22 protein-coding genes are annotated in these 23,109 nt (G+C 53.9%); 21 read left to right on the top strand and 1 reads right to left on the bottom strand.

Annotated elements, in window-relative coordinates; all coding sequences use genetic code 11:
• Positions 1 to 8: 8 nt before the first annotated feature.
• The 10 genes from L6R21_23110 to L6R21_23065 all read left to right on the top strand — a co-directional run bounded on the left by L6R21_23110 (position 9) and on the right by L6R21_23065 (position 9,294).
• Positions 9 to 482 (top strand): GyrI-like domain-containing protein, encoded by a 474-nt coding sequence (locus L6R21_23110; protein ID MCK6562101.1) that lies wholly within the window; start codon positions 9 to 11, stop codon positions 480 to 482.
• Positions 460 to 1,239, top strand: coding sequence for a class I SAM-dependent methyltransferase (locus tag L6R21_23105; GenBank protein MCK6562100.1), 780 nt, complete (start codon positions 460 to 462; stop codon positions 1,237 to 1,239). Before L6R21_23110 ends, L6R21_23105 begins: the two co-directional genes overlap by 23 nt.
• Positions 1,240 to 1,329: 90 nt before the next feature.
• Complete coding sequence (locus L6R21_23100; protein MCK6562099.1) at positions 1,330 to 2,508, top strand: DUF418 domain-containing protein; 1,179 nt, start codon at positions 1,330 to 1,332, stop codon at positions 2,506 to 2,508.
• A 27-nt stretch (positions 2,509 to 2,535) separates the two neighbouring features.
• Positions 2,536 to 3,459: a hypothetical protein gene (locus tag L6R21_23095; GenBank protein MCK6562098.1), complete on the top strand. Its 924-nt coding sequence runs from the start codon at positions 2,536 to 2,538 to the stop codon at positions 3,457 to 3,459.
• On the top strand, positions 3,456 to 3,842 hold the full coding sequence (locus tag L6R21_23090) for a hypothetical protein (protein MCK6562097.1): 387 nt from the start codon (positions 3,456 to 3,458) through the stop codon (positions 3,840 to 3,842). The genes L6R21_23095 and L6R21_23090 overlap by 4 nt, the downstream gene beginning before the upstream one ends.
• Positions 3,843 to 3,893: 51 nt before the next feature.
• The gene (locus L6R21_23085; GenBank protein MCK6562096.1) at positions 3,894 to 4,481 is read left to right on the top strand and encodes a hypothetical protein; all 588 of its coding nucleotides are present in this window, start codon (positions 3,894 to 3,896) and stop codon (positions 4,479 to 4,481) included.
• A gap of 185 nt (positions 4,482 to 4,666) precedes the next feature.
• On the top strand, positions 4,667 to 6,517 hold the full coding sequence (locus L6R21_23080; GenBank protein MCK6562095.1) for a pyruvate kinase: 1,851 nt from the start codon (positions 4,667 to 4,669) through the stop codon (positions 6,515 to 6,517).
• Positions 6,518 to 6,630: 113 nt separating this feature from the next.
• The gene (locus tag L6R21_23075; protein MCK6562094.1) at positions 6,631 to 8,181 is read left to right on the top strand and encodes an NAD(P)/FAD-dependent oxidoreductase; all 1,551 of its coding nucleotides are present in this window, start codon (positions 6,631 to 6,633) and stop codon (positions 8,179 to 8,181) included.
• 183 nt (positions 8,182 to 8,364) lie between these two features.
• A complete protein-coding gene (locus tag L6R21_23070) occupies positions 8,365 to 8,616 on the top strand; it encodes a hypothetical protein (GenBank protein ID MCK6562093.1) in 252 nt (83 codons plus the stop codon).
• A 33-nt stretch (positions 8,617 to 8,649) separates the two neighbouring features.
• Positions 8,650 to 9,294, top strand: coding sequence for a GyrI-like domain-containing protein (locus L6R21_23065; GenBank protein ID MCK6562092.1), 645 nt, complete (start codon positions 8,650 to 8,652; stop codon positions 9,292 to 9,294).
• Positions 9,295 to 9,403: 109 nt separating this feature from the next.
• Here the strand turns inward: L6R21_23065 and L6R21_23060 are convergent, their stop codons facing one another.
• On the bottom strand, positions 9,404 to 9,646 hold the full coding sequence (locus L6R21_23060; protein MCK6562091.1) for a hypothetical protein: 243 nt from the start codon (positions 9,644 to 9,646) through the stop codon (positions 9,404 to 9,406).
• Between L6R21_23060 and L6R21_23055 the strand changes: the two genes are divergently transcribed.
• From L6R21_23055 to L6R21_23005, 11 genes are all read left to right on the top strand, one after another.
• A complete protein-coding gene (locus L6R21_23055) occupies positions 9,539 to 10,222 on the top strand; it encodes a GNAT family N-acetyltransferase (protein ID MCK6562090.1) in 684 nt (227 codons plus the stop codon). The genes L6R21_23060 and L6R21_23055 overlap by 108 nt on opposite strands.
• Before the next feature lie 56 nt (positions 10,223 to 10,278).
• Positions 10,279 to 12,729: a protein kinase gene (locus L6R21_23050; GenBank protein MCK6562089.1), complete on the top strand. Its 2,451-nt coding sequence runs from the start codon at positions 10,279 to 10,281 to the stop codon at positions 12,727 to 12,729.
• An 80-nt stretch (positions 12,730 to 12,809) separates the two neighbouring features.
• Positions 12,810 to 15,176, top strand: a complete 2,367-nt coding sequence (locus L6R21_23045) for a protein kinase (GenBank protein ID MCK6562088.1) — start codon at positions 12,810 to 12,812, stop codon at positions 15,174 to 15,176.
• Between the two features lie 73 nt (positions 15,177 to 15,249).
• Positions 15,250 to 15,993 (top strand): DUF72 domain-containing protein, encoded by a 744-nt coding sequence (locus L6R21_23040; protein MCK6562087.1) that lies wholly within the window; start codon positions 15,250 to 15,252, stop codon positions 15,991 to 15,993.
• 56 nt (positions 15,994 to 16,049) lie between these two features.
• The gene (locus L6R21_23035; protein ID MCK6562086.1) at positions 16,050 to 16,412 is read left to right on the top strand and encodes an MTH938/NDUFAF3 family protein; all 363 of its coding nucleotides are present in this window, start codon (positions 16,050 to 16,052) and stop codon (positions 16,410 to 16,412) included.
• Positions 16,413 to 16,518: 106 nt separating this feature from the next.
• Positions 16,519 to 18,390: a hypothetical protein gene (locus L6R21_23030; protein MCK6562085.1), complete on the top strand. Its 1,872-nt coding sequence runs from the start codon at positions 16,519 to 16,521 to the stop codon at positions 18,388 to 18,390.
• 46 nt (positions 18,391 to 18,436) lie between these two features.
• Positions 18,437 to 20,569 carry a T9SS type A sorting domain-containing protein gene (locus tag L6R21_23025; protein ID MCK6562084.1) on the top strand — a complete coding sequence of 711 codons (2,133 nt, stop codon included), beginning with the start codon at positions 18,437 to 18,439 and terminating at the stop codon, positions 20,567 to 20,569.
• A gap of 112 nt (positions 20,570 to 20,681) precedes the next feature.
• On the top strand, positions 20,682 to 21,065 hold the full coding sequence (locus tag L6R21_23020) for a DUF3795 domain-containing protein (protein MCK6562083.1): 384 nt from the start codon (positions 20,682 to 20,684) through the stop codon (positions 21,063 to 21,065).
• Positions 21,040 to 22,128 (top strand): transglutaminase-like domain-containing protein, encoded by a 1,089-nt coding sequence (locus L6R21_23015; GenBank protein ID MCK6562082.1) that lies wholly within the window; start codon positions 21,040 to 21,042, stop codon positions 22,126 to 22,128. The genes L6R21_23020 and L6R21_23015 overlap by 26 nt, the downstream gene beginning before the upstream one ends.
• Before the next feature lie 11 nt (positions 22,129 to 22,139).
• On the top strand, positions 22,140 to 22,538 hold the full coding sequence (locus tag L6R21_23010) for a DUF3795 domain-containing protein (GenBank protein MCK6562081.1): 399 nt from the start codon (positions 22,140 to 22,142) through the stop codon (positions 22,536 to 22,538).
• 127 nt (positions 22,539 to 22,665) lie between these two features.
• Positions 22,666 to 23,109, top strand: a complete 444-nt coding sequence (locus tag L6R21_23005; protein MCK6562080.1) for a hypothetical protein — start codon at positions 22,666 to 22,668, stop codon at positions 23,107 to 23,109.

Genomic DNA, 23,109 nt, shown 5'->3' with positions numbered 1-23,109 from the left:
TTGACCTCGTGGCGCTGGCGCCGATGCGCGTCGCCAGCGTCCGCGCTTTCAGCGAAACACCCGAACGCGACGCCTGGGAGAAGTTGCGCGCGTGGGCAGAACCGATGGGGTTGCTTGATGACAGAGACCAGCATCTCATTTTCGGCTTCAACAACCCCAGCCCTTCCAAAGAGCAGAAGGAGTACGGCTACGAGTTTTGGATCAGTATCGGCCCGGAAATCCAGGCGGAAGGCGACATCGCCATCAAGGATTTTCCGGGTGGTTTGTATGCCGTCACCACGTGTAAGCTAATCGGCGATCCGGAGGGAACGATTCAAGAAGTGTGGATGAAGCTGTGGAATTGGGTGCAAGACAGTCCATACCAATGGCGCAACACGCACGAGCTTGAAAAAGTGCACGATCTGTCGGCGCCCGAGCATGATTTGGTGGTTGATCTTTATTTACCAATTGAGGCGAAGCATGCATACGAAAACCAATCATGAAGTCCACGAGTATTTCAGAATAGCACCGGAGCTTCTGCCATATCTCCCGGAGCTTTTCGCCGACCTCTGGGCGATTGGCAGTGCCCCCGAAATCATCGTCGCATGGCTGCGTCGCCTGGGGTTGCCGCCCCGATCAACCCGTGCCATCGATTTGGGCTGCGGCAAAGGCGCCGTTGCGATCACTCTGGCCAAGGAGCTCAACTATCAAATCTTCGGATTTGATTTCTTTGAGCCGTTTGTTTTGGCAGCTCGCCAAAAAGCGCAAGAACCGAACGTAGCCGAGCTTTGCACATTCACGTGTGCGGATATGCGGCATGCGCTGAACAGTGCGAGCAATTATGACCTCGCCATTTATACCGCAGTTGGCGATGTGCTGGGATCGGTTGCCCAATGCGTTGGGCGCCTCAGAGAAGCCATTCACCCTCACGGTTATATGATTATCGACGACGGCTTCCGTTTGACAAACGATCCCATCGCATTTCCCGGCTATGAGTATTATGCTTCGCATGAAGAAACCATTCATCAGCTCACGGCGCACGGTGATAAGATCCTCCAAGAAAAAATCTTTTCAGTAGCCGAGATGAAACAAGTTAACCAGCGCAACACGGCGTTTATCACCCAAAGTGCCAGCGCAATAGTCAAATCTCATCCGGAACTTGCCGATGCTCTCAGCGAGTTTTTGGAGCAGGAAAGACAGGAATGTGAAATATTGGAACGGGACGTCGCCTGCGCGATGTGGCTGATTGAAAAGGCGTAAGATGGTTTTAACCTGGCGCCATGAGAGGAGCTAAAGTCATACACCAACCAGGCTGTTACGCCAATTTCTCCGTTTGAAAGAGTCACGTCATTGGATGTCTTGCGCGGCTGCGCGGTGCTGGGCATTCTCATCATGAACATCCAAAGCTACGCGATGATCGGAGCGGCGTACATCAATCCCACCGCGTACGGCGACCTGAGCGGTTGGAACGAATGGGTCTGGATTTTGAGTCACGTTTTCGGCGATCAAAAATTCATGACGCTGTTCTCGATCATGTTCGGCGCCGGAATCGTGTTGATGAGCGGCAGAGCGGAAGAGAAAGAGCGCCGCGCCGCCGGTTTGCATTATCGCCGCATTTTTTGGCTGTTCGTCATCGGCATGATGCACGCCTATCTGCTGTGGTATGGCGATATTCTGGTGACATACGCAGTGTGCGCCATACTCGTTTTTCTCTTGCGCAAGCTCTCTCCGCCCAAACTGCTCCTCACCGGCCTTGTTGTTCTTGCGGTGCCGGCTTTACTTTATTGGCTGTTCGGTTGGTCGATGCAATTCTGGCCGCCGGAGAGTGTCGAAGGATTGCGGCTGAGTTGGAAGCCGGGTGCTGAGGCTATTGCCAAAGAAATCACTGCCTATCAAAGCGGCTGGTTGGATCAAATGGCGCAGCGAGCGCCGACGGCCTTCTGGTTTCAGACGTTTCTTTTTTTGATCTTTCAAAGTTGGCGCGCCGGCGGATTGATGCTGGTTGGCATGGCGTTGCTCAAGTGGGGCGTGCTCACGGCGCAACGCCCGCTGCGCTTTTATCGGACGATGCTGGCAGCCGGTTTTGTCACTGGCCTGCCCGTGGTGATTTACGGCGTGTTGCGCAATTTCGCCGCCGGCTGGTCGCTCGACTATTCGATGTTCTTTGGCTGGCAATTCAACTATTGGGGCAGTCTGTTCATGGCCTCCGCCTATGTCGGTGTGGTGATGCTCGCTTGCCAAACGAAGCCATTGGAGAAATTCACCCGTCCCTTTGCCGCGGTTGGCCGCTTGGCGCTATCGAACTATTTGCTCCAAACCCTCATCTGTACCACGATTTTTTACGGACACGGCTTCGGCTTATTCGGCAAAGTGGAGCGCGCCGGACAAGTGCTAATCGTGCTGGCGATATGGGTTGTTCAGCTCATCGTATCTCCAATTTGGCTTCGCTATTTCAGATTTGGCCCAGCAGAATGGCTGTGGCGTTCGCTCACTTATTGGAAGATTCAGCCGATGCGAAATCCGGTTTGACCAGTTCAAACAAGAATTCCTGCTGTCATGAAAACAAAGGATCCTATTCTCACGTGGCTGCTCGCAGGTGATCCGGCGATTCGCTGGCAAACATTGCACGATCTCTGTGGCGCCAGTGAGGCCGAATTCCTGCGGGAACGCAAGAAGATTGCCTCCGAAGGCTGGGGCACGCGACTCCTGGCGCGTCAAGCTGCATCGGGCATGTGGGGCGGCGGCATTTACGGGCCCAAGTGGATTTCGACAACCTACACCATGCTCCTGCTGCGCCAGCTCGGATTGCCTGCGGATCATCCCCAAGCCCTCAAGGCCTGCAAGCTGCTCATGGATGAAGGGTTCTACCGTGACGGGGGCATCAATTTTTTTACTGCGATGAAGCACAGTGAAACCTGCGTCACCGGAATGGTGCTGGCGATTCTCGCTTATTTCGATTTTCCTGATACGCGTATTGAAAAAATGGTTGAACATCTTCTCTTGCAACAAATGCCGGATGGCGGGTGGAATTGCCGATCCTACGATGGCGACACGCACAGCTCATTCCATACGACGATTAGCGTGTTGGAAGGCTTGCGAGAATACGAAAAGCGTCACCCCTGTCAGATTGTAGCCAAAAGTCAGGAGCGTGGCGCTGAATTTCTGCTCGTCCACAAACTCTTTCGGTCGCATCGAACCGGCGCCGTTGTCGATTCGAGAATGACGCGCTTTTCATTTCCGCCGCGCTGGCGTTATGACATCATGCGAGCATTGGATTATTTTCAAGCCTGCAGATTAGCCCGCGATCCTCGCATGGACGAGGCGATTGCCCTCATCAAAAAGAAACGCAGCGCGGATGGCACATGGGTTTTGCAAAGCAAACATCCCGGCAGAACTTTTTTCGAAATGGAAAAAGTTGGAAAACCCAGCCGCTGGAATACCTTGCGCGCGCTGCGCATTTTGAAATGGTATGAACAATGATACTCCGCTACACTTTTGCCTGGCTCATTTTGATGGTCGCCGCGATCATCAACGGCGCCCTCCGCGAGGCCGTTTACAAGAACAGCCTCGGCGATTTGCGCGCGCATCAGCTTTCCACGCTCACCGGCATTATCCTGCTCGGCGTGGTGATTTGGGTATTGAGTCGTATCTGGCCGCTGGCCTCAGCCCAACAAGCCTGGACCGTTGGCTTCATTTGGCTGGCGATGACGATTGCCTTTGAATTCCTCTTCGGCCATTTTGTGGCCGGCCATCCGTGGAGCAAGCTGCTGCAGGACTATAATATCTTTGCCGGCCGCGTGTGGCTGCTCGTGTTGATTTGGACGACCATCGCGCCTTACCTTTTCTATAGATTGCAAAGATAAGATCACGCGGCATGTGGAATGTGTGAAACCATTTTGAAGGAGATTGCTGCCATGAAGAGATTTTTGACTGGAGTGTTGCTCTGCGCTGCCTTGCCGGTTTTGGCGCAGGAAGAAACCTTGCTCAAGGGCAAAATCGAAAGCGGCGGGTTTGGCGCACCGGTGGTGAAGTTTACCGAGATCAAAGATGAATTCAGCGTTTTGGTTGGCGGCCGCGGCGGTTGGATTCTCAATCATACCTTCGCCATCGGCGGCGGCGCCTACGGCCTGGTCACAGAAAACATCGAGCAGGGGAGAACAGTTACGGGTAATCCCATTTATTTGACGATGGGCTATGGTGGATTGGAACTGGAATATATTATGAACTCCGACAAACTGATCCACCTGAACATGCTTGTGCTCATCGGCGGCGGCGGGGTGGACCAGCGCGAAAAAGGCGGGGGCTATAGTGAGGACTTCAATGGTGACGTCTTTTTTGTTTTCGAGCCGGCATTGAATGTCGAGCTGAATGTCACCACATTTTTTCGAATCTGCCTGGGCGGCAGCTTTCGTCTCATCTCGGGCGCCGATTTTCACGACATTCAGAACGGTGATTTGGCCGGCCCGGCGGGTGCGGTCACTCTCAAGTTTGGAAAGTTTTGATGAGCACGCGCATACCGAAATTGTGAGCTGTTACGTTGAAGGCCTGCTCTGCCCTGGTCATCCCGAAAGGCAATAGTGAAGATTCTGGGGCTATCCCTGGCCATTCCTGCGACGCTAACGAACGAGTTCCCAGGAGACTGTCTGTCCCATCGAAGGTAACGGTGTACCAGATTTGCAGGCGAGCCATGAAAGTCGGTCGCAAAAGAATCGAGAAGATGATTGCGCAGATCGATGCGATCTGCAAGAATGCGCGCAAGCTGGAAAAGCAGTATGGCACAGCGCTGACACGAATGCACCCGGCGCTCCGCAAGGGGGCCATCAATTTGTTGCACTATCTCGCCCTGCGTGCCCAAGACATTCGTGCTTTGCAGGACAAGCTCGGCTTTCTTGGCGTTTCCCGTCTGGGCCGCGCCGAGAGCCACGTGATGGCCAGCTTGCTTGCGGTCAGAGAAATTCTGTCGCGCTTCGCCAAACTCAAACCGCCGGACAATGCGACGCCGATCGTTTCATTCAAGCAAGGCAAAAAGCTCTTGCGCAGTAACACCAACGCGCTGCTGGGCAAGAAGCTGAAAGGAAGCAAGGCGCGCATCATGGTCACGCTGTCGAACGAAGCCGCCGCGGACAAAGCGTTGGTTCAGGATTTGGTTGCCGCCGGCATGAGTTGCGCGCGTATCAATTGCGCCCACGACGATGAAGCGGTTTGGCGGGCCATGATCGCCAACGTCAAGCGCGCCAAACGCAAGACCGGGAGAAACTGCAAAATCTGCATGGATCTCGGCGGGCCCAAGTTGCGCACCGGTGCGCTGCGACCCGGGCCGCAAGTGCTTCACCTGCAGCCGCAGCGGGATTGGTACGGCCATGTCATCTCTCCGGCGCGCGTTTGGCTGGCTGCCGCGGGCGTGCAACCACCTTCTGCCGCTGATGCCTTTTTTCCCGTCTCGACTGCTGGATTCGAGCATATCGAAAAGGGCGGCAAGATTCGCTTCACGGATGCGCGCGGAAAACGCTGCACGTTGGTGATTGGCGAAAGGCAAGCCGGTGGCCGTTGGGCGAGTTGCTACGATTCGGCTTATGTCACGCCGGGTACCGAGCTGTATCGCGACAACCAGAATGCCGTCGTGGCGCGCGTGGGCGAGCTGCCGGCGGTGGAGCAGTGTCTCATGTTGAAAATCGGCGACACGCTCGTGCTTCATGCCGATCCGACTCCCGGCGAGCCGGCGCACTATGATGAGAATGGCGAGCTGTTGCGGCCCGCACACATTGCCTGCACCTTGCCGGCAGTCTTTCGCAATGTCAAACCTGGAGAACCGATTCTGTTCGACGACGGCAAGATCGAGGGCATCATTCGCTCCGCAGCGGAGGATGCTCTGCAAGTCGAGATCACTTACGCCAAAGAGGAAGGTGCCAAGCTGCGCGTCGACAAAGGGATCAATCTTCCGGAGAGTGAATTGAAACTGACCGGCCTGACGGACAAAGACCAGCGTGACCTCCAGTTCGCCACCAAGCATGCCGACCTAGTCAGTCTCTCTTTTGTGAATGGGCCGCAGGATGTCATGGCCTTGCTCAGGGCGCTCAAGCGATTGCGCGCCAAGCTCGGTTTGATCGTGAAGATCGAAACGCAGCGCGGCTTCCGCAACTTGCCGGCCATCCTCCTGGCGGCCATGCGAAATCATCCGGTGGGTGTCATGATTGCGCGCGGCGATCTCGCCATTGAAGCGGGTTGGAGAAATTTGGCGGGATTACAGGAAGAAATCTTGTGGCTCTGCGAAGCGGCGCATCTGCCGATCATCTGGGCGACCCAGGTGCTGGAAACCCTGGCGAAAAAGGGCATACCCTCACGCGCGGAGATTTCCGACGCCGCCATGGCGCAGCAGGCCGAATGCGTCATGCTGAACAAAGGTCCGCATATTTTGCAGACCGTGCGCATGCTCGATGACATCTTGAAGAGCATGGAGGAATATCACCAGAAAAAAGCGCCGATGTTGCCGCCGCTCAAGGCCGCGGGCGAGTTGAGTTTCAAACGGAAAAAAAGGTGAAGAGAAGTCTGAAAGGAGATGGATGAGTTATGTTGAGCGATGAGATTAAGAGAAGAGATTTCATCAAAACACTAATCGCCGGCGTTTCCACTCTCGCTCTGGATTGGAGCATTTTGCCACGAGGCGCTGGCGCGCAAATAAGTGATAATGAATTTGACGCCATCATCATCGGCTCGGGACTCGGCGGACTGAGCTGCGCCGCAGCGTTCGCCCGCCAGGGATTCCGGCCACTGGTTTTGGAAAAGCACGATCGCCCCGGCGGATATGCCACGACGTTCACGCGGCCCGGCGGTTTTGAATTTGATGTGTCGTTGCATTCCACCACCGTCGGCGAACGCGGCGGCATGCACAATCTCATTCCCGGCTTTCCCGAAATCAGCGAAGTTGAATTTGTTCCTCATCCCAATCTGTATCGCATCATCTTTCCCGAACATGATATTCGCGTCCCCCAGCGCAATCTCCCCGGCTATATCGATCTGCTCGCCGGCCACTTCCCCGCAGAAAAGACGGGCATCGCAGCATTGTTCGCCGACATGCAAGGGCTGTCCGAGGATATCAATAAATTTTCACGCGCCGCGGGCCAAGTGGACATGATGAGCTTTCCGGCTGAATATCCGCATCTGTTCAACTGCTACAGCAAAACCTGGGAGCAGATGATGGCCGTGCGCCTTCGCGATCCCAAATTAAAAGCCATCGTCTCGGCGCTGTGGGTGTATTACGGTCTGCCGCCCACGCAGCTTGCCAGCATCTTCTACGCCTTGCCGACACTGGGTTATCTCACCGGCGGCGGGTTTTATCCGCGCGGCCGTTCGCAGAAGATCAGCAATGCTTTTGTGCAGTTCATCGAAAAGCACGGCGGCAAGGTTTTGCTGAACCAGCGTGTAAACGAAATTCTGGTGCAAGATCAAATTGCCGTGGGTGTCACCACTGCAGAGGGCAAATCCTACAAAAGCAGAGTTGTGATATCCAATGCCAACGCCCACGACACGTTTCACACGCTGATGAAGCCGCAGCCGGCGCTCGGCGAGTATCTCGCGAAAATGGCGCAATTCAGCGTTAGCCTGTCGAGTTTTCAAATCTTTCTCGGATTGAAGAAGGATTTGATCAACGAGCTTGGCCTCCAGGACACGGAAATCTTTTTCGAGTCCGGATACGATCCTGAAGCTGGCTATCGGCATTCGCGCAACGCGGAGGTGGAGAACGGCGGCTTTGCGCTGACGCTTTATGACAATGTGTATGCCGGCTATTCGCCGAAAGGCAAGAACACGCTCACGATCATGACGTTGCAGGGCTATGATCATTGGCAGAAGTATGAAGCGGATTATTTCAGCAACAACAAAGCAGCGTATCGCGCCGAAAAAGAGCGCATCGCGGACATGCTCATCGACAAAGTGGAGCAGACGCTGTTGCCCGGCTTGCGCAAGGCCATCGCTGTGAAGGAGATCGGCACGCCGCTGACCAACGTGCGTTACACCGGCAACTATCGCGGCGCGATTTACGGCTGGGATCAAACGCTCGACAACTCCGGACCACAACGCTTGCCGAATGCCACGCCGATCAAAAATCTCTATCTCGCCGGTGCGTGGACGCAGCCCGGCCACGGCTACGGCGGCGTGATTGGCAGCGGCCTGCAGTGTTTTGGTGAGGTTATGAAGAGCTGGTGAAGCGCGAAGCTGGATCCTTCCGCTTGCGCTTGCTGAGAAGCCATTTGGGGATGACCGACGAACCGCCATTCGTGGCTCCAACGGAGGGTGAGAAACCGTGTCGAAAAGAATGCTCATTGCCGGAATATCGAGTGGCGCGGTGTAAGAACTTGTTGTGCAATTGGCGGCGCAGTCATCACCAGGATGATTGCGGCCTGGATGCTCTCGGTGACTTCGATCCGGATTCTCTCAAGCTATTCCCGGCGCGTATTCTTTTTCGCCGCCATCGATTTGTCGTTCGTTGTTATCGGCGGTCCGGTAAGATTCGGCATCGGTGGGTTGCCCTGGCGCTCCGCGCCGTTGTTGGCTGCGAATGACTTCATTTCCTGGACACTGGCCGGTCTGGTGGTGGCGCGGTGTATGGAACCCCCGCGGCATGTCGCGCCATTGTTATGAGTTTTTCACCTCTCAAGAACGAGGAGAAGCAATATGAAGAAAGTCACGAAAGTGCTGCTCGGTGTCGCTGCTGCTCTGGTCGTGGCTGTTGTTGCCCTCATCGCCGTGACCTATTATTACATGACACAGGGCCCGGATTTGTCCAAATACGAGCATCTCAAAAACCCGCAGATTGTAACAGCACCAGATCAGAAGATGATCGTGGTCGAGGCCAAAGGCGATCCCAATGTCGCCGGCAGCAAGGCATTTGCGACTTTGTTTCAAGTGTATTTCAAGACCAAGGGCACCGCCAAGGGGCCGGGCCAGCTTGCGCCGCGTGCGCGCTGGCCGCTGGCGTGGGATACTCCCAAATCGGAATGGCTGGGTTTATATGCCATGCCTGTTCCCGAAACAACCACCGAGCTGCCGAGCTTTGAAGCACCGCGGGAGTTGAAGGTTTCGTTGACAACCTGGGAGTATGGTGAGGTTGCGGAGATTCTGCATATGGGGCCTTATGACAAGGAGCAGCCCACCGTCGCGCGGTTGATGGAGTTCATCAAAACGCAAGGCTATGAGGTTGCCGGCGAGCATGAAGAAGAATATCTCAAAGGCCCGACGATGTTTTCCCGGGGCGATCCTGAAAAATACGCCACCATCATCCGCTATCGCGTGAGAAAAACCGGGCAGTCGAACATGTGAAAATGGAATGAACTCACGCCTGATTGTGTTCTCGGGCAGGACGAGTCCTCGGCCAACCAGGCCGGTGCCTGGACTTGTCTTGCCCTGCCGGTTGCGGCGGGCCATTCCGTTACAACAACGAGGCCGAGCCATGCAAATCATCGATCTCACCAATGAGCGTCAGCCGCTCTATTTTGCCTGTCTGGAGGATTGGAATGAAGAACTCAAAGAGGCGGGCAATCACAAAGAAGTCTGGTACAATTACATGCAGGACAAGGGTCTCCGCGTGAAACTCGCGCTGGATGATGAGGGCCATGTCGGCGGCATGATTCAGTACATGCCCATCGAGCACGCCTTTGCGGAAGGCAGGCATTTGTACTTCATCAACTGCATCTGGGTACACGGCCACCAAAAGGGCAGGGGAAATTTTCAGAAAAAAGGAATGGGAACAGCATTGTTGCAGGCCGCTGAAGATGATGCGAAAGCATTGGGAGCAAAAGGCATTGCCGCTTGGGGAGTTCCCCTGCCGTTTTGGATGAAGGCCGCATGGTTCAAGAAACAGGGATACCTCAAGGTCGATCAACAAGGATTTTTGGGAGAGGTTCTCCTGTGGAAACCTTTCACCGAAGATGCAATTCCGCCCCAATGGGTTCGACCAAAGAAACAACCGGAAAGATTTCCCGGCAAGGTCACGGTCACCGCGTTTTGCAACGGCTGGTGTCCGGCACAGAATATGGTCTTTGAGAGAGCCAAGCGGGCCGCCGCGGAGTTGGGCGACAAGGTCGAGTTCCGCGCGATTGATACCTTGCCGCGCGAGACTTTTATGGAATGGGGCATTGCCGATGCCTTGTTTGTCGACGGCAAGCAGGTGCGAACCGGACCGCCGCCGTCTTATCAGAAAATCAAGCGAGTCATCGCCAAACGAGCAAAGAAAATTCAGGATCGATAAAAGGTTTTCAGAATGCCAGCCGGCAGAAGCGCAGAATTTGGTTGTCGGAGTTGATCATGATCGGCCAAACCATATCACACTACAAAATCATCGAAAAACTCGGTGGCGGCGGCATGGGCGTCGTCTACAAAGCCGAAGATACCAAGCTGAAACGCCTTGTCGCTCTCAAGTTTTTGCCGCCGGAGTTGACTCGTGACGAGGAGGCGAAAGAGCGTTTCATTCACGAGGCACAAGCAGCTGCGGCGCTCGATCATCCCAACATTTGCGACATCCACGAAATCGGTGAGACCGAGGAGGGGCAGCTTTTCATCGTCATGGCGTATTATGCGGGTGAAACGCTGAAGAAGCAAATGGCAAGGGGCAAATTGCAGGTGGCGGAAGTCATCGACATTGCCATACAAGTTGCGCAGGGTTTGGCAAAGGCGCATGAACATGGCATGACGCATCGTGACATCAAGCCGGCCAACATCATGGTGACCAGTGAGGGCGCGGCCAAGATCGTGGATTTCGGTCTTGCCAAACTCGCTGGGCAAGTGCAGCTCACTAAAGCGGGCACAACCCTCGGCACCGCCGCTTACATGTCGCCGGAACAAACGCATGGCCAGGACGTGGATCATCGCGCCGACATTTGGGCATTCGGCGTCGTGCTCTATGAAATGCTCACCGGACAGTTGCCTTTCAAAGGCGAGTATGAGCAGGCGATCATCTACTCCATTCTCAACGAGACGCCGCATCCAATTGCCAGTTTGCGTGCAAACGTTCCCCCAGAACTCGAACGCATCGTCAATTTGTGCCTTGCCAAGAAAGCGACTGATCGCTATCAGCAAATGACTGAGCTCCTGGCCGATTTGCGCGCGCTCAAACAATCGCTGGAATATGGCGCTTCCCAACGATCACTCGCCGGAAGTGCGCAGCCGCCGCGAAAACTTGCCTATCTGTATGGCGCCGGTGTGGTGGTGTTGGCTTTGCTCGTCGGGTATGTAGTCTTTATCCCGAAGACCCCGACAATTGACCGAAAATCCATTGCCGTCCTTCCTTTCAGCAATCTGAGTGAGAGCAAAGAAGATGAATATTTCAGCGATGGGATAACCGAAGACGTCATTACACAGCTGACGAAGATCGCCGACCTGAAAGTGATTTCAAGGACGTCCGTGATGCAGTACAAAGGAGTCGACAAAAATATTCCTGATATTGGCAAGAAGCTTGACGTTGCAACAGTGCTTGAAGGGAGCGTCAGGCGTGCAGGAAACCAGGTTCGTATCGCTGCCCAGTTGATTGATACACATGATGAGGGATTGCTCTGGGCAGAAACTTATGATAAAGAGATGGCAGATATTTTTGTCATTCAATCTGAAATCGCAGTGCAGATCGCCATGGCGCTTAAGGTAAAACTTTCATCTCCCGAAAAGAAACAAATTGAAAAAAAGCCCACAGGAAACATCACAGCGTATGATTACTATCTCAAAGGGCGTGAATACTATTATCGGCATTACAGAGAAGCCTATGAGATGGCTGGTGGTTTCTTTGTGAAAGCGCTTGAGCTTGACTCAACCTTCGCTCTCGCCTACGCGGGGCTGGCTGATGTTTGCGCGCAGAGAGAATCGGCGGATTCCGCCATCACCCTGAGCCGGCGTGCGATAGCGATGGACGCGAGACTTCCTGAGGCCTATAGATCGTTGGGGCTCGCGTATTATTACAAAGGCTGGATGCAGAAATCCCTGGAAGCCAGCCTGCACGCGATAAGACTGAATGCAAATCACTTTCCCGCCATCGTCAATGTGGGTTGGGTGCTGATCGAAACCAATCCGGTTGAAGCCCTGCCCTGGTTCAAAAAGGCATTCATGCTGGATCCGACCACTGCGACCAGCGCGAGCGCCATTGGCACGGCCTATATGGTTCTTGGTGACGAGGCCAATGCAGAAAAATGGTTTAAGCAGTCCATAGAAATTGCGCCAGACTATTGGAGAAATTACTTGAAATTATGGCAGTTGTATTCGCGAGGAGGACGATATGATGCAGCTAAGGAAATCGAGCAGAAACTCTTAGCGAATGCGCCAAATTATCTCCAGGCTACAGGCCTGTCCTATCTTCTGGATCATAACTATGTACAGGCAAAGGAATACTATGAGAAAACAGTTTCAATCGATCCGAAATTTCGATCTTTAGATCTGGCGTACTTCTACAAAAAAACAGGTAAGGAAGGCGAAGCACAAAAGATATTCGATTTGTTTACCAAACGGTGTCAGGCGAATATCGAACGAGGAAATGAAAGGTACTGGCCACGCTATGATATGGCACGTATAAGTGCAGCTCTAAACAGGAAAGCGGAAGCTTATGAGTGGCTACAAAAAGCCATCGACGCTGGGTGGATCGAGTATCGCTGGGGGATGACTGATCCATTACTAGAAAATCTACACAACGATAAGCGGTTCAGGCAAATGATGGCACACGTAAAAGCGAAAGTGGACCAGATGCGCCAGCAGGTGGAAATGATGGAGCAGAGATGATCGGCCAAACTATCTCCCACTATAAGATCATTGAACAGCTCGGCGGCAGCGGGTTGAGCGCAGTTTACAAAGCCGAAGATTTGAAACTCAAGCGCATTGTTGCGCTCAGATTTGTCCCGCCTGAATTTACTCGTGCTCCCGAAGTGAAAGCGCTTTTCATTCATGAAGCGCAAGCGGCTTCGGCGCTGGATCATCGCAACATCTGCTCTGTTCATGAATTTAGCGAAACAGCGGATGGGCGTCTCTTCATCGTCATCGCTTATTATGATGGCGAAAGGCTGAAAAAGAAAGTAGCTCGTGGCCAGCTGTCAGTGGACAGCGCCATTGATATTGCTATGCAGATTGCGCAGGGACTGGCAAAGGTGCATGAAAATGGCCTTGTCCATGGCGATATCAAGCCCGGCAGCGTAATGATCACCAAAGATGGTGTGATAAAAATACTGGATTTCGGCCTTGCCAAATTAGGTGATCAGGGAGGGCTGGCCAGGGCTGGCACGGCTATTCGCACGGTAGCTTATATGTCTCCGGAGCAGGCGCAGGGTGAAGCCGTGGATCATCGCACAGACATCTGGTCCTTGGGCGTGATGTTGTATGAAATGCTCACCGGACAGTTGCCGTTCAAGGGCGATTATGAACAGGCGGTGGTGTATTCCATTCTCAACGAAACTCCCCGGCCGGCTACCAGTCTGCGCGCAAACGTTCCCCAAGAACTTGAAAGCATCATTAACAAGTGCCTTGCCAAGAAAGCAACCGATCGCTACCAGCAGATCAACGAATTGCTTTTGGACTTGCGCGCCCTGCAAACGCCGCCCGCTTCCCGCGCCCGGCAGCGGCCTTTCGCACCGGACTCACAACGCCGCAGACGCCTGGTTTGGTACGCTGCCGGCTTGGTTGTGCTCGCCCTCGTCATCTGGATTTTTCTGTTGCAACGTGACGCCGGTCCGACTGATCGAAAATCCATCGCCGTTCTTCCCTTCGTCAATCTTGGCACCAGCCACGAAGACGAGTACTTCAGTGATGGCATCACGGAAGATGTCATCACTGAGCTTGCCAAGATTGCCGATCTGAAGGTGATTTCCAGAACTTCCGTGATGAAGTATAAGGGTGTCTATCGCAGCATTCGTGACATCGGCAGGGAGCTTGATGTTGCCACGGTACTCGAAGGAAGTGTCAGACGCTCGGGCAAGCAGGTGCGGGTCGCCGCCCAGTTGATCGATGCACACGACGAAGGCCATCTCTGGGCGGAAGTCTACGATGAAGAAATGACGGAGATCTTTGCCATTCAGAGTGATATTGCCCGGCAGATTGCCGGCGCGCTCAAGGCCAGGCTCTCCTCTGCGGAAAGCGGCCAGGCCGCGAAAAAGCCCACCACAGATATTACCGCATATGATTTCTATCTCAAAGGCCGCGAGTACTACTATCGCCATGATCGCAAATCCTACGAAATGGCCGGCAGTCTCTTCGTCAAAGCGCTCGAGCAGGACTCGGGGTATGCGCTCGCGTATGCCGGACTCGCCGATGCTTGCGCGCAGAGGGATTTGCTCGATTCAGCCATTGTGCTGAGCCAACGCGCGATCACGCTGGATCCGAACTTGGCGGAAGGATACAAGGCGCTGGGGCTTGCCTACTACTACAAGGGATGGCTGCACAAATCCCTGGAAGCCAGCCTGCACGCGATCAAGCTGAATGCCAATCACTTTCCCGCCACAGTCAATGTGGGCTGGGTGCTGCTGGAAACAGACCCCGTTGCCGCGCTGCCCTGGCTGAAAAAGGCATTCGTGTTGGCTCCGACTTCGGCAAGTGCGGCGAGCGCCCTTGGCGTAGCCTATATGAGCTTGGCTGACAAGGTCAATGCTGAGAAATGGTTCCAGAAGTCCGTGGAACTGGCGCCGGATTATCTCAGGAGTTATCAACGACTGTGGCAACTCTACCTGGAGGAAGGGCAATCACAAGCCGCCGAAATCATCCGGAGGAAGATACTCGCGGTCGCGCCGAACTATTTCCAAGTTTTGTGTTTGTCGCCTCTGCTGCAGCAGGATTATCAGCAGGCCATGAGTTGTTTTGACAAAACCATCGCGGGTAATCCGGCATTTCAGTCGCTGGAGCTCGCGTATGTCTACCTGAAGACCGGGAGGGAGAATGAAGCCGGCAAGATGTTCGATCGTTTTGCCGCGAACTGCCAGGCGCGAATCGCTGCGGGGAATGAAAGGGGCTGGCCGCGCTATGATCTGGCACGCATCCATGCAGCGCGCCACCAGAAGGCAGAGTTTTATCACTGGCTCGAGCAAGCAATCGCTGCCGGCTGGCTGGAGTATCGTTGGGCATTGATTGATCCCCTGCTGGAGAACGTGCACACGGAGGCGCGCTTCCAGGAGATGGTGGCCCAGGTCGCAGCGAAAATCGATCAAATGCGTCGCCAGGCGCAATTGGCAGAAGAGAAAAAATAGGCCGGCCAATTCCCACTGCCATGCCATCGCGGCATAGGTCAGGAGTGCGGCAAGGGCCTCCGGCGATCTCATCATGCGCAAAGCAAAAGCACAATTCCTCGTCGGCACTTCCGGCTGGTCCTACCCAGAGTGGCAGGGAATCTTCTATCCTGAAGCATGGCCGAAGCGCCGGTGGTTTGAATACTATGCCAAGAAATTCGCAACCGTTGAAGTGAATGCAACATTCTATCGGACGTTCAAGGATCAGACTTATCACCAATGGCGCGAACAGGCACCGGCAGCATTCCGTTACGTGTTGAAGGTTCCCAGATTCATCACGCATCGCAAGCACCTCATAGACGCGGAAGAGGAAATCAGGAGTTTTTGGCGATCGGCCTCACTGCTCGCAGACAAGCTGGGTTTGATTCTTCTGCAGCTTGCGCCCAACTCGGCGTATGATCCGGACCGGCTCAAGCAAGCACTTCTCGCTTTTGGCGATTCCAGAAAAGTCGTAGTGGAGTTTCGTGACCAAAAATGGCTCACCGAGGAAATCAAGGACTTGCTCAAGGAAACTGGTGCGGTTTTCTGCGCCGTCGATTCTCCGAAGAGCGAGCTAGTGGACTGGGTCACTTCCGAAGTCGCTTATGTCCGCCTGCATGGACGCCGGCAGTGGTACAACTACGAGTACGCCCTTCCGGAATTGCGCGAGATTGCGACCGTGGCCCGGAGAATGGCGACGCTGGGAGCGGCCAAAGTCTACATTTTTTTCAACAACGATGTCAATGGCTACGCTCCGCGAAATGCGTCGGCGCTCTTGCAGATGCTGACGGCGGAATAGTCGGGAGCTTTGCTGCGCATGGTGAAGTACAATGACTGAGGGGAGGATCGGCAATCATGCTTCTCACCATCGAAAACAACCGATTCGGCGCGATCACCATCGCCGGAAAGACTCATGCGCATGGCGTGCTCATTTGCCTGTCGGAAGACATCAAGAACCGCCAGCCGAAACTTGCCAAGCGAGTCTGCGGAACTTCGCACATTTTGTCTTTGGACGAGGCGAAGTACATCTACGAAAAGGGCTGCGAAGTGATGATAGCTGGCTCCGGCCAGCACGATTCACGCCGGCTTTCGCCGGAGGCGGGTGCCAATTTCAAGAAAAGAGCTTGCGAAGTGATCGTGCGAGGGACACCCACGGCTGGCCGGACTTTCAATCTGACCAAGAGCAGGAAGATCGGAGTGTTTCATGTGACTCGTTGAGATATGAGGAGCACAACGAAACGCCGGGAGGTTTCAGATACTTCACCGAGCTTGTGCTCCGGGAGATGGTATCATGCGCAGATTCGTTTTACTCGTGTTTGCCCTCGTGGGCTTTGCGCCATCAATTCTTGCACACGCTGTTGCTTCCGATGAAGTGCAATTCCTTGTGGTGCGGTTGAATTACTCGACCCTCGCTTTCAAGCAGATCTACTATCTCACCCAGCCTTATCAAGTTTCCCCGCCGCAAGCCGGCGAAGTGCCTCATGGCACCGTGTTCGTCAAGATCGTTCCGCCAACGGACTTTGGCCGCACGACGATGCGCAGCAGCGAAACCGGCCAGGTCATCTACGAGGCCTCCACCGTGTGGTCCGGCATGGGCGAGCATATCTTCCCAACGCCGGAGTGCCTTGTGCCGCCGGGAGATCCGGGGCCGTATATCGATCGTCCGGCACACCTCGCCTATGTGAGAAATTTTGACTGGGATTCCACCGACGTTGGTGAAGTTTGGGAAGCGGCCAAAACTTCAACGCCTCTTTCCCGGTTCACGACCGAAAAATTCGGCGTCCTGTTTTATCTCCATTCCTTTTCGTTGGGAGCGGCTGATTTTTCTACCGCCGAGTGGGTTGTGATTTTCTATTCGCTGCCGGAGATTTTGAAGGGACGTTGGAGTGCCATTACGGGCGATCTGCCGGACGCCAACATCAACGCGATTGCGCCCCATCCTTTCTACACCTATTCTCTTTTTGCTGGAACGAATGCCGGCGCTTTCGAAACAACGGACGGTGGTGAACATTGGAGTCAACTTCGCTTTGGTGAAAATCCTTCAGTGCCGGTCACGCACATCCGCGCGGAGATGGATCCACCCATGAGCTGGCCGTGGCCGGTGTTGTGGCTGGGCACGGAAGAATTCACGCCCATTCCAGAGGAGCGGCTGGGCCGCATCTGCTACAACAGAAAAGGCGGCCAGGAGTGGATCGACACGAAATTTCCCCAAGTGGCCGTTTCGGCCTTGAAAGTGCCTCCCAGTTTCCCGCGCATTGCCTACGCCGGCGCCTTCAATCCTTTTTACAAGCGCGATGGTTTTTACGTGTACCAGGATTCGGTTTGGCAAAGCTTCGATTTGACGCCGGGTGACACGACCGCAACTCGTATCAACTGCATCGAGGTGGATGAGGTAGACCGCGATTATGTCGTGCTCGCGACTTCTGCTGGCGTTCATATTTCCCGAGACGGCGGGAAAACCTGGCGGCACAGCTTCGGTCGTTATGACATGTCTTGGGTCATCATGCCGCCGCGTTCGTGGTTGGGCCCTCGTTGTGATGTGTATGCCGCGATGAATGCCGGCACGCGCTCGGACGGCATCTATCGCACCCACGATGATGGACAAACCTGGGAGCTGGTGCGCTGGCAGCGGTTCGTTGTGAGTCTGTTGCCCCATCCGTTGCAGCCGGGCACTTGGTATATGGCGACGAGAGGGCAGGGTGTCTTCAAGAGCAGCGATCATGGCGAAACTTGGTTGGATATCAGCGACGGACTCCCCGAGCGGGTGGTGCTCTGTGCCGCGCTGGATCGGTGGGATCTAAGGGTCTTGTTTGTCGGCACCACACGCGGGATTTTTCGCTATCAGGATATCATCACTTCCGTGGCGGAACGAGAAGAATCAACCCAACCGGTTTTGCCCCAAGTTTTCGTGTTGTCACCGGCTTTCCCCAATCCGCTCACTCTCGCAACCAATATTCGCTATGAACTCTTTGCGCGAAGCTTGGTAACGTTGGAGATCTACAATCTCCTCGGCCAAAAGGTGCGAACGCTGTTAGCCGAGTGGAAAGCAGCCGGCCAACATCATTTTGGGTGGGATGGTCGTGATGATGGCGGCTCTGCACTTCCGAGTGGAATGTATTTTTGCAAAGCGATTATCAAATCAACTGAAGGAAAAGCACTGTTGCAACAAATTCAAAAGATGGTTCTGGTAAGATAAGGCTACGGCCGAAGGGTCGTACGGATTCCACGATCTACACATTCGTGTGGAAGAGACGTTCACGGCAGCGAATAGCCAAAAAATCGAAGTTCTCTATGTCTCGGAGATCCTGAAAATGAAGCGGCATCAACTTGTATTTATCTTGTTCGTCATGCACTGCTCGTTCGGCGGATTGTTCGCCCAAGGAAAAACCTACGAAGGTCCGGACGATCCGGCAGGTGACATTGCCGCCGAACGCGCAGGCTATTTGACCGGCGATCGCGTCTTTCTCTATTTTCGCAACACGACGGAACTTTCCGACTGGCCCCGTCCGGACGTCTCACGATGGCCGAATAATGCCAATGGCACCAAGATGCTGAACGGCGTTGGGTTCATGATCGGCGCCAGAGTATATGTCGAGCATGATTCGATTCCTGTAACGGATCCGGCCGTTATCAGCTCGCGAACGGACCTTGATACGCTCTATTTTCTGCAAACCAGTTACCGCGAAGAAATGGATCGCGATCCAACCGGCACGGTCGAATGGGGTTTCTATCCGGTATTCGGCTACTTCAATGCGCTCCACGACAAGCCTGCCATGAGCAACGATCCGCGCTCGTGGCCGCCAAATGGTTGGCCTTCTCGAGACGATGCGCTTATCTGGCCCGGCGAGTGGAATGGGCGCTTTGGCAGAGGCGTGCAGTATGCCGACCTCGAGACGTACTTTGTGGTCAATGACGCCCATGATCAGGAATATTTGGGCGTGCAGGATAGAATCAAATATTATCCTCGTCCGGGCGTTCGAATTGGCGATATACACCCCGAGTATTGTACCATTCAGCGCGGCAAACCTTGGGGAGGACTGGGCATTCGTGCCGAGGTGCGCGGCTTCCAATGGAACCATGAGGCCGTCCGTGATATCATCTTTTGGGAATACAAGATCGCCAATATCTCAGATTACGATTTGCCCGAAATCGCCGTTGGCTTTTGGATTGATAGTGGTATTGGCGGCGACAGTGCGGACGACGAGCTTGGCCACTTTGACACGCTGATCGATATGGTCTATTCGTGGGATGTCAATGGAATCGGGAATGGTGGTTTGCCCACGGGTACGTTTGGCCTCGCGTTATTGGAAACGCCCGGGCTTTCTTTCGACCAACGCGATAATGATGACGATGGCTTGGTTGACGAAAAAAGAGACAATGTCGCGACGCGGGTTATTGGACCTCAGGAAGGAATTGCCGATCTGGCGAAGTTCCTGGCGCACTACAATCTAACATTGGAAAACCTTCGCGACCACTGGGACGCCGACGAAGACCAGGATTGGGATGATGGCAATGACGCGAATGCGAACGGCAAATACGATTTGGACGAAGATGCCGGAGATGATGTGGGCCTGGATGGTATTGGCCCGGGCGATTTGAACTATGGCGGGCCGGATGCAGGCGAATGTAATCACCGCCCCGACTTTTCGGAAGGTTTGGGAGGTGAGCCTGATTTTGCTGCTACGGATGTTTCTGAATCGGACATGATCGGCTTGACGGCAGTCGGGATGTTTCCGATGCCGAGTCACGCTTCGGAATATCATTGGTTCCGGGGCGACAAATCGATGTGGGAATTGATCGGTGAGGACTCACTGGTCAGCTATTCCGGCAACATCTCTAATTTGATTCTGACATGTGGATCGGGGCCGTTTGCACTTCATAAGGGGCGCGAAGAACGGGTCTCGGTGGCAATGGTGCATGCCTACGATGCTCTGGAAGGCCTCAATTCCAATTCACATGCCGCGCCAAATCTATTTCAACTGAAGCACGCGGCGCAAAAGATTTATGAAAATGACTACCGTTTCGATGGTTTTCCGTCTGGTATCGTGGCCTTTCCCCGGGGAGCTTCTGTACCTGCTCGCTGCGAGCTATTGCAGAATCATCCCAACCCATTCAATCCCGCCACGCAAATTCGATATCAATTGCCCCAGACAGCAAATGTTGTCATAGCGATCTACGACGTACTGGGACAAGAAGTGCGGAGCTTGGTAACCGTTGCATCCCAAGCCGCCGGCTATTACGGAGTGGAGTGGGATGGCCGCGATGATACCGGCTCTGTGCTGCCGAGTGGAATTTATTTCTGCAAAATGGTTGTCAAATCATCCGAAGGAGAAGAGCTGTTGCAGCAAATCCGAAAGATGGTTCTGGTGAGATAAGGACACTTGGCTGGGAGTCTCGAAGATCCCGTGCAAAAGAGGAGCGCGGACTTTCTTGTCCGCAATGCGCGCGTGGACTGAAAAGCCCACCCTCCTTTAGAAGGAGAATAGCATGAAAAAATCACAATCTGGCCCCTGCGGCCTTTATTGCGGTGCCTGCGGGGCCCTGGACTGCGATGGCTGTCGGAGTGACCGGGTGGATGATTGGGTGAAACAATGTTCGTTCCGGCAATGCGCCAGGGAAAAGAACATTGATTTCTGCTGTTTTTGCCTCGACTATCCCTGCGAGGCGCTGCATGAATTCATGAACGACAAATGGCCGCACCACTGGACGATGCAACCGAATCTCGAGTGCATCAAGAAGAACGGCGTCGAGAAATGGCTGCTGGCGCAACAGCAGGAATGGTCATGCAAAAGCTGTGCTGCGGCCATCTACTGGTATCAGAAACGGTGCCGTTGTGGGCAGCAGCTTGACGCATGGGAGTTGCCAGCATGATAAATTCATAGAGCCGGCAGAAATCGAACGCAAGGAATCTGTAAAACAGACGGAAGTCGCGCGCCGAACTTTTGCTGTCATGATGAAAATACACTTCCTTTTCACGCTATTAATGGGATTCTCAATACTATCCCAAATCGCGTGTTCGTCCGAATCAAATAATGATGATCATCAGGGCAGGCAAAACTTGTCAGAGAGCAAAGACAACGTGCTGGCGTATTACTCTGCTCAGAGCGCGATTACCGATGCGGGAGAATTTGTACATTTATACGAAGACATTTCCAGCGAGGTATCACAAATCGTCAAAGCCGTGCAAGGTGTGATTATTGGAAGTGACCACGCCGGGGCGCTGGGGTTTGAGCTTCCCAGAAAACGACGACAGCACGAAGAGAATTTGCGCAAAGTCGAAGACATGCTCAAGTGCATTACGGCAATGGATGATCGAGCGCTCGTCGAATTGCGTCCGCCTGACAAACGTTTGATCGGAAGCTGCCGGCATTTCGCCGTGCTCACCTGCTCGTTGTTAAGGCACAAAAAGATACCGGCACGCGCCCGAGGCGGATTTGAAACACATCACTCGCCTGTCCGTCATCATGACCACTGGATTTGCGAGTATTGGAATCCGACCCAGCGGCGGTGGGTCCAAGTTGACGCGGAAATGGACAGCGATCTGAAACAGAAGTGGCACATTGATTTTGACCCCCTCGATTTGCCGGCAGGCACCTTCATGACCGGCGCCGAGGCATGGCAGCGGTGCCGCAAAGGAGAACTGAATCCCAAACAATTTGGAGTTGGCGGAGGAGCAAATGAGTGGATAGGAGGATGGAACTTCGTTTTGTCAGAACTACTTCTTGACCTCATGGCGCTGAACAAGTTTGAGCTTCTCCCATGGGATACGAATAGGCTTTCAGAAAAAGAGGTCAGCCAATTGAGCGAGAGCGAATATGCTCTGCTCGACAGTGTTGCTCAACTCATTAATGAGGGTGACAATTCATTTCCGGAAGTCCGCCGGCTTTATGAAACGAATTCTTCCCTGCGGATGCCGTGGTATTGGCGACCGTAGAAGGAGATCACATGGCCGAGCTCATCGCTTACTGCGGTTTAGCCTGCCACACGTGTCCGATCTATCTGGCAACCAGGCAGGAAAATGAAGCAGAACAACGAAGAATGCGGGCTGAAATTGCTCGACTGCTAAAGGAACAATATGGGATGAATTATCAGCCGGAAGAGATCAACGATTGTGACGGCTGTCGCACGAAAAATGGTAGACTATTTTCGGGGTGCAAGCGCTGCCTTATTCGGGAGTGTGCAAGTGAGAAGATGCTTGACAACTGTGCCTATTGCACGGAATATGCCTGCGAGCGGCTTGAGGTGTTTTTCAGTTTGGAACCAAGTGCCAAGGCACGCTTGCTTGACATGAGGCAGAGCATTTTTGCCGGAATCAAATCACCTCATTCAATCGGAAGGGACTGACTCTCCCGCTGAATACGAACGGATAGAGGAGGCAATGCGGCCGATGGTGTTGAGGATGATGGAAGAATGGATCGCCAGGCCCACTCTGTGAAAAGTGCAGCCCCACAGCCGGGAGGAGCTATTGCAGATGATGCAGAAATTCGATTTCTTGTTAGGACACTGGCTGCTGGATTACAGCATTCCAAGGAGTACGTTCAGCGAGGCGATGACCGGGGCCGGGACCGGAACGTTCAAGAGAGCGCTGAACGATAAGTATGTTTATTTGGATTATGCCGCAACTTTTTCTTCCGGCGACAAATGCCAGGCCCACGGAATCTTTGCGTGGGATGAAAAGCTGAAGCTCTATCGCTATTGGTGGTTCGAGGATTCCGGGGCTTTCATGACTGCGAGCTGCCGTTTCGTCAACGAGGAAACGCTGTTTATGAATTGGCATGACACCCTGCTGATTCAGACCTTCACAAAAAAGGCCCCAGACAGAGTAGTCTTGAAAATGGAGAATCCGAATTCTGAAGGTCAGTACGAACTTGTACTGGAAGTCGCCTTTACTAGGGCAACTGCAGAAGTATCCTGA

The sequence above is a fragment of the bacterium genome, from assembly GCA_023150945.1.
Taxonomy (GTDB): domain Bacteria; phylum Zhuqueibacterota; class Zhuqueibacteria; order Zhuqueibacterales; family Zhuqueibacteraceae; genus Coneutiohabitans.
This window is presented reverse-complemented; position numbering and strand designations above follow the sequence as displayed.

What these genes read in the sequence shown, in the direction of transcription:
- L6R21_23105 (MCK6562100.1), top strand. Translation starts at nt 460, where the DNA reads ATGCATACGAAAACCAATCATGAAGTCCACGAGTATTTCAGAATAGCA.
- L6R21_23095 (MCK6562098.1), top strand. Translation starts at nt 2,536, where the DNA reads ATGAAAACAAAGGATCCTATTCTCACGTGGCTGCTCGCAGGTGATCCG.
- L6R21_23090 (MCK6562097.1), top strand. Translation starts at nt 3,456, where the DNA reads ATGATACTCCGCTACACTTTTGCCTGGCTCATTTTGATGGTCGCCGCG.
- L6R21_23085 (MCK6562096.1), top strand. Translation starts at nt 3,894, where the DNA reads ATGAAGAGATTTTTGACTGGAGTGTTGCTCTGCGCTGCCTTGCCGGTT.
- L6R21_23080 (MCK6562095.1), top strand. Translation starts at nt 4,667, where the DNA reads ATGAAAGTCGGTCGCAAAAGAATCGAGAAGATGATTGCGCAGATCGAT.
- L6R21_23070 (MCK6562093.1), top strand. Translation starts at nt 8,365, where the DNA reads ATGATTGCGGCCTGGATGCTCTCGGTGACTTCGATCCGGATTCTCTCA.
- L6R21_23065 (MCK6562092.1), top strand. Translation starts at nt 8,650, where the DNA reads ATGAAGAAAGTCACGAAAGTGCTGCTCGGTGTCGCTGCTGCTCTGGTC.
- L6R21_23055 (MCK6562090.1), top strand. Translation starts at nt 9,539, where the DNA reads ATGCAGGACAAGGGTCTCCGCGTGAAACTCGCGCTGGATGATGAGGGC.
- L6R21_23060 (MCK6562091.1), bottom strand. Translation starts at nt 9,646, where the DNA reads ATGCCTGCCTTCCGCAAAGGCGTGCTCGATGGGCATGTACTGAATCAT.
- L6R21_23050 (MCK6562089.1), top strand. Translation starts at nt 10,279, where the DNA reads ATGATCGGCCAAACCATATCACACTACAAAATCATCGAAAAACTCGGT.
- L6R21_23040 (MCK6562087.1), top strand. Translation starts at nt 15,250, where the DNA reads ATGCGCAAAGCAAAAGCACAATTCCTCGTCGGCACTTCCGGCTGGTCC.
- L6R21_23035 (MCK6562086.1), top strand. Translation starts at nt 16,050, where the DNA reads ATGCTTCTCACCATCGAAAACAACCGATTCGGCGCGATCACCATCGCC.
- L6R21_23020 (MCK6562083.1), top strand. Translation starts at nt 20,682, where the DNA reads ATGAAAAAATCACAATCTGGCCCCTGCGGCCTTTATTGCGGTGCCTGC.
- L6R21_23010 (MCK6562081.1), top strand. Translation starts at nt 22,140, where the DNA reads ATGGCCGAGCTCATCGCTTACTGCGGTTTAGCCTGCCACACGTGTCCG.
- L6R21_23005 (MCK6562080.1), top strand. Translation starts at nt 22,666, where the DNA reads ATGATGCAGAAATTCGATTTCTTGTTAGGACACTGGCTGCTGGATTAC.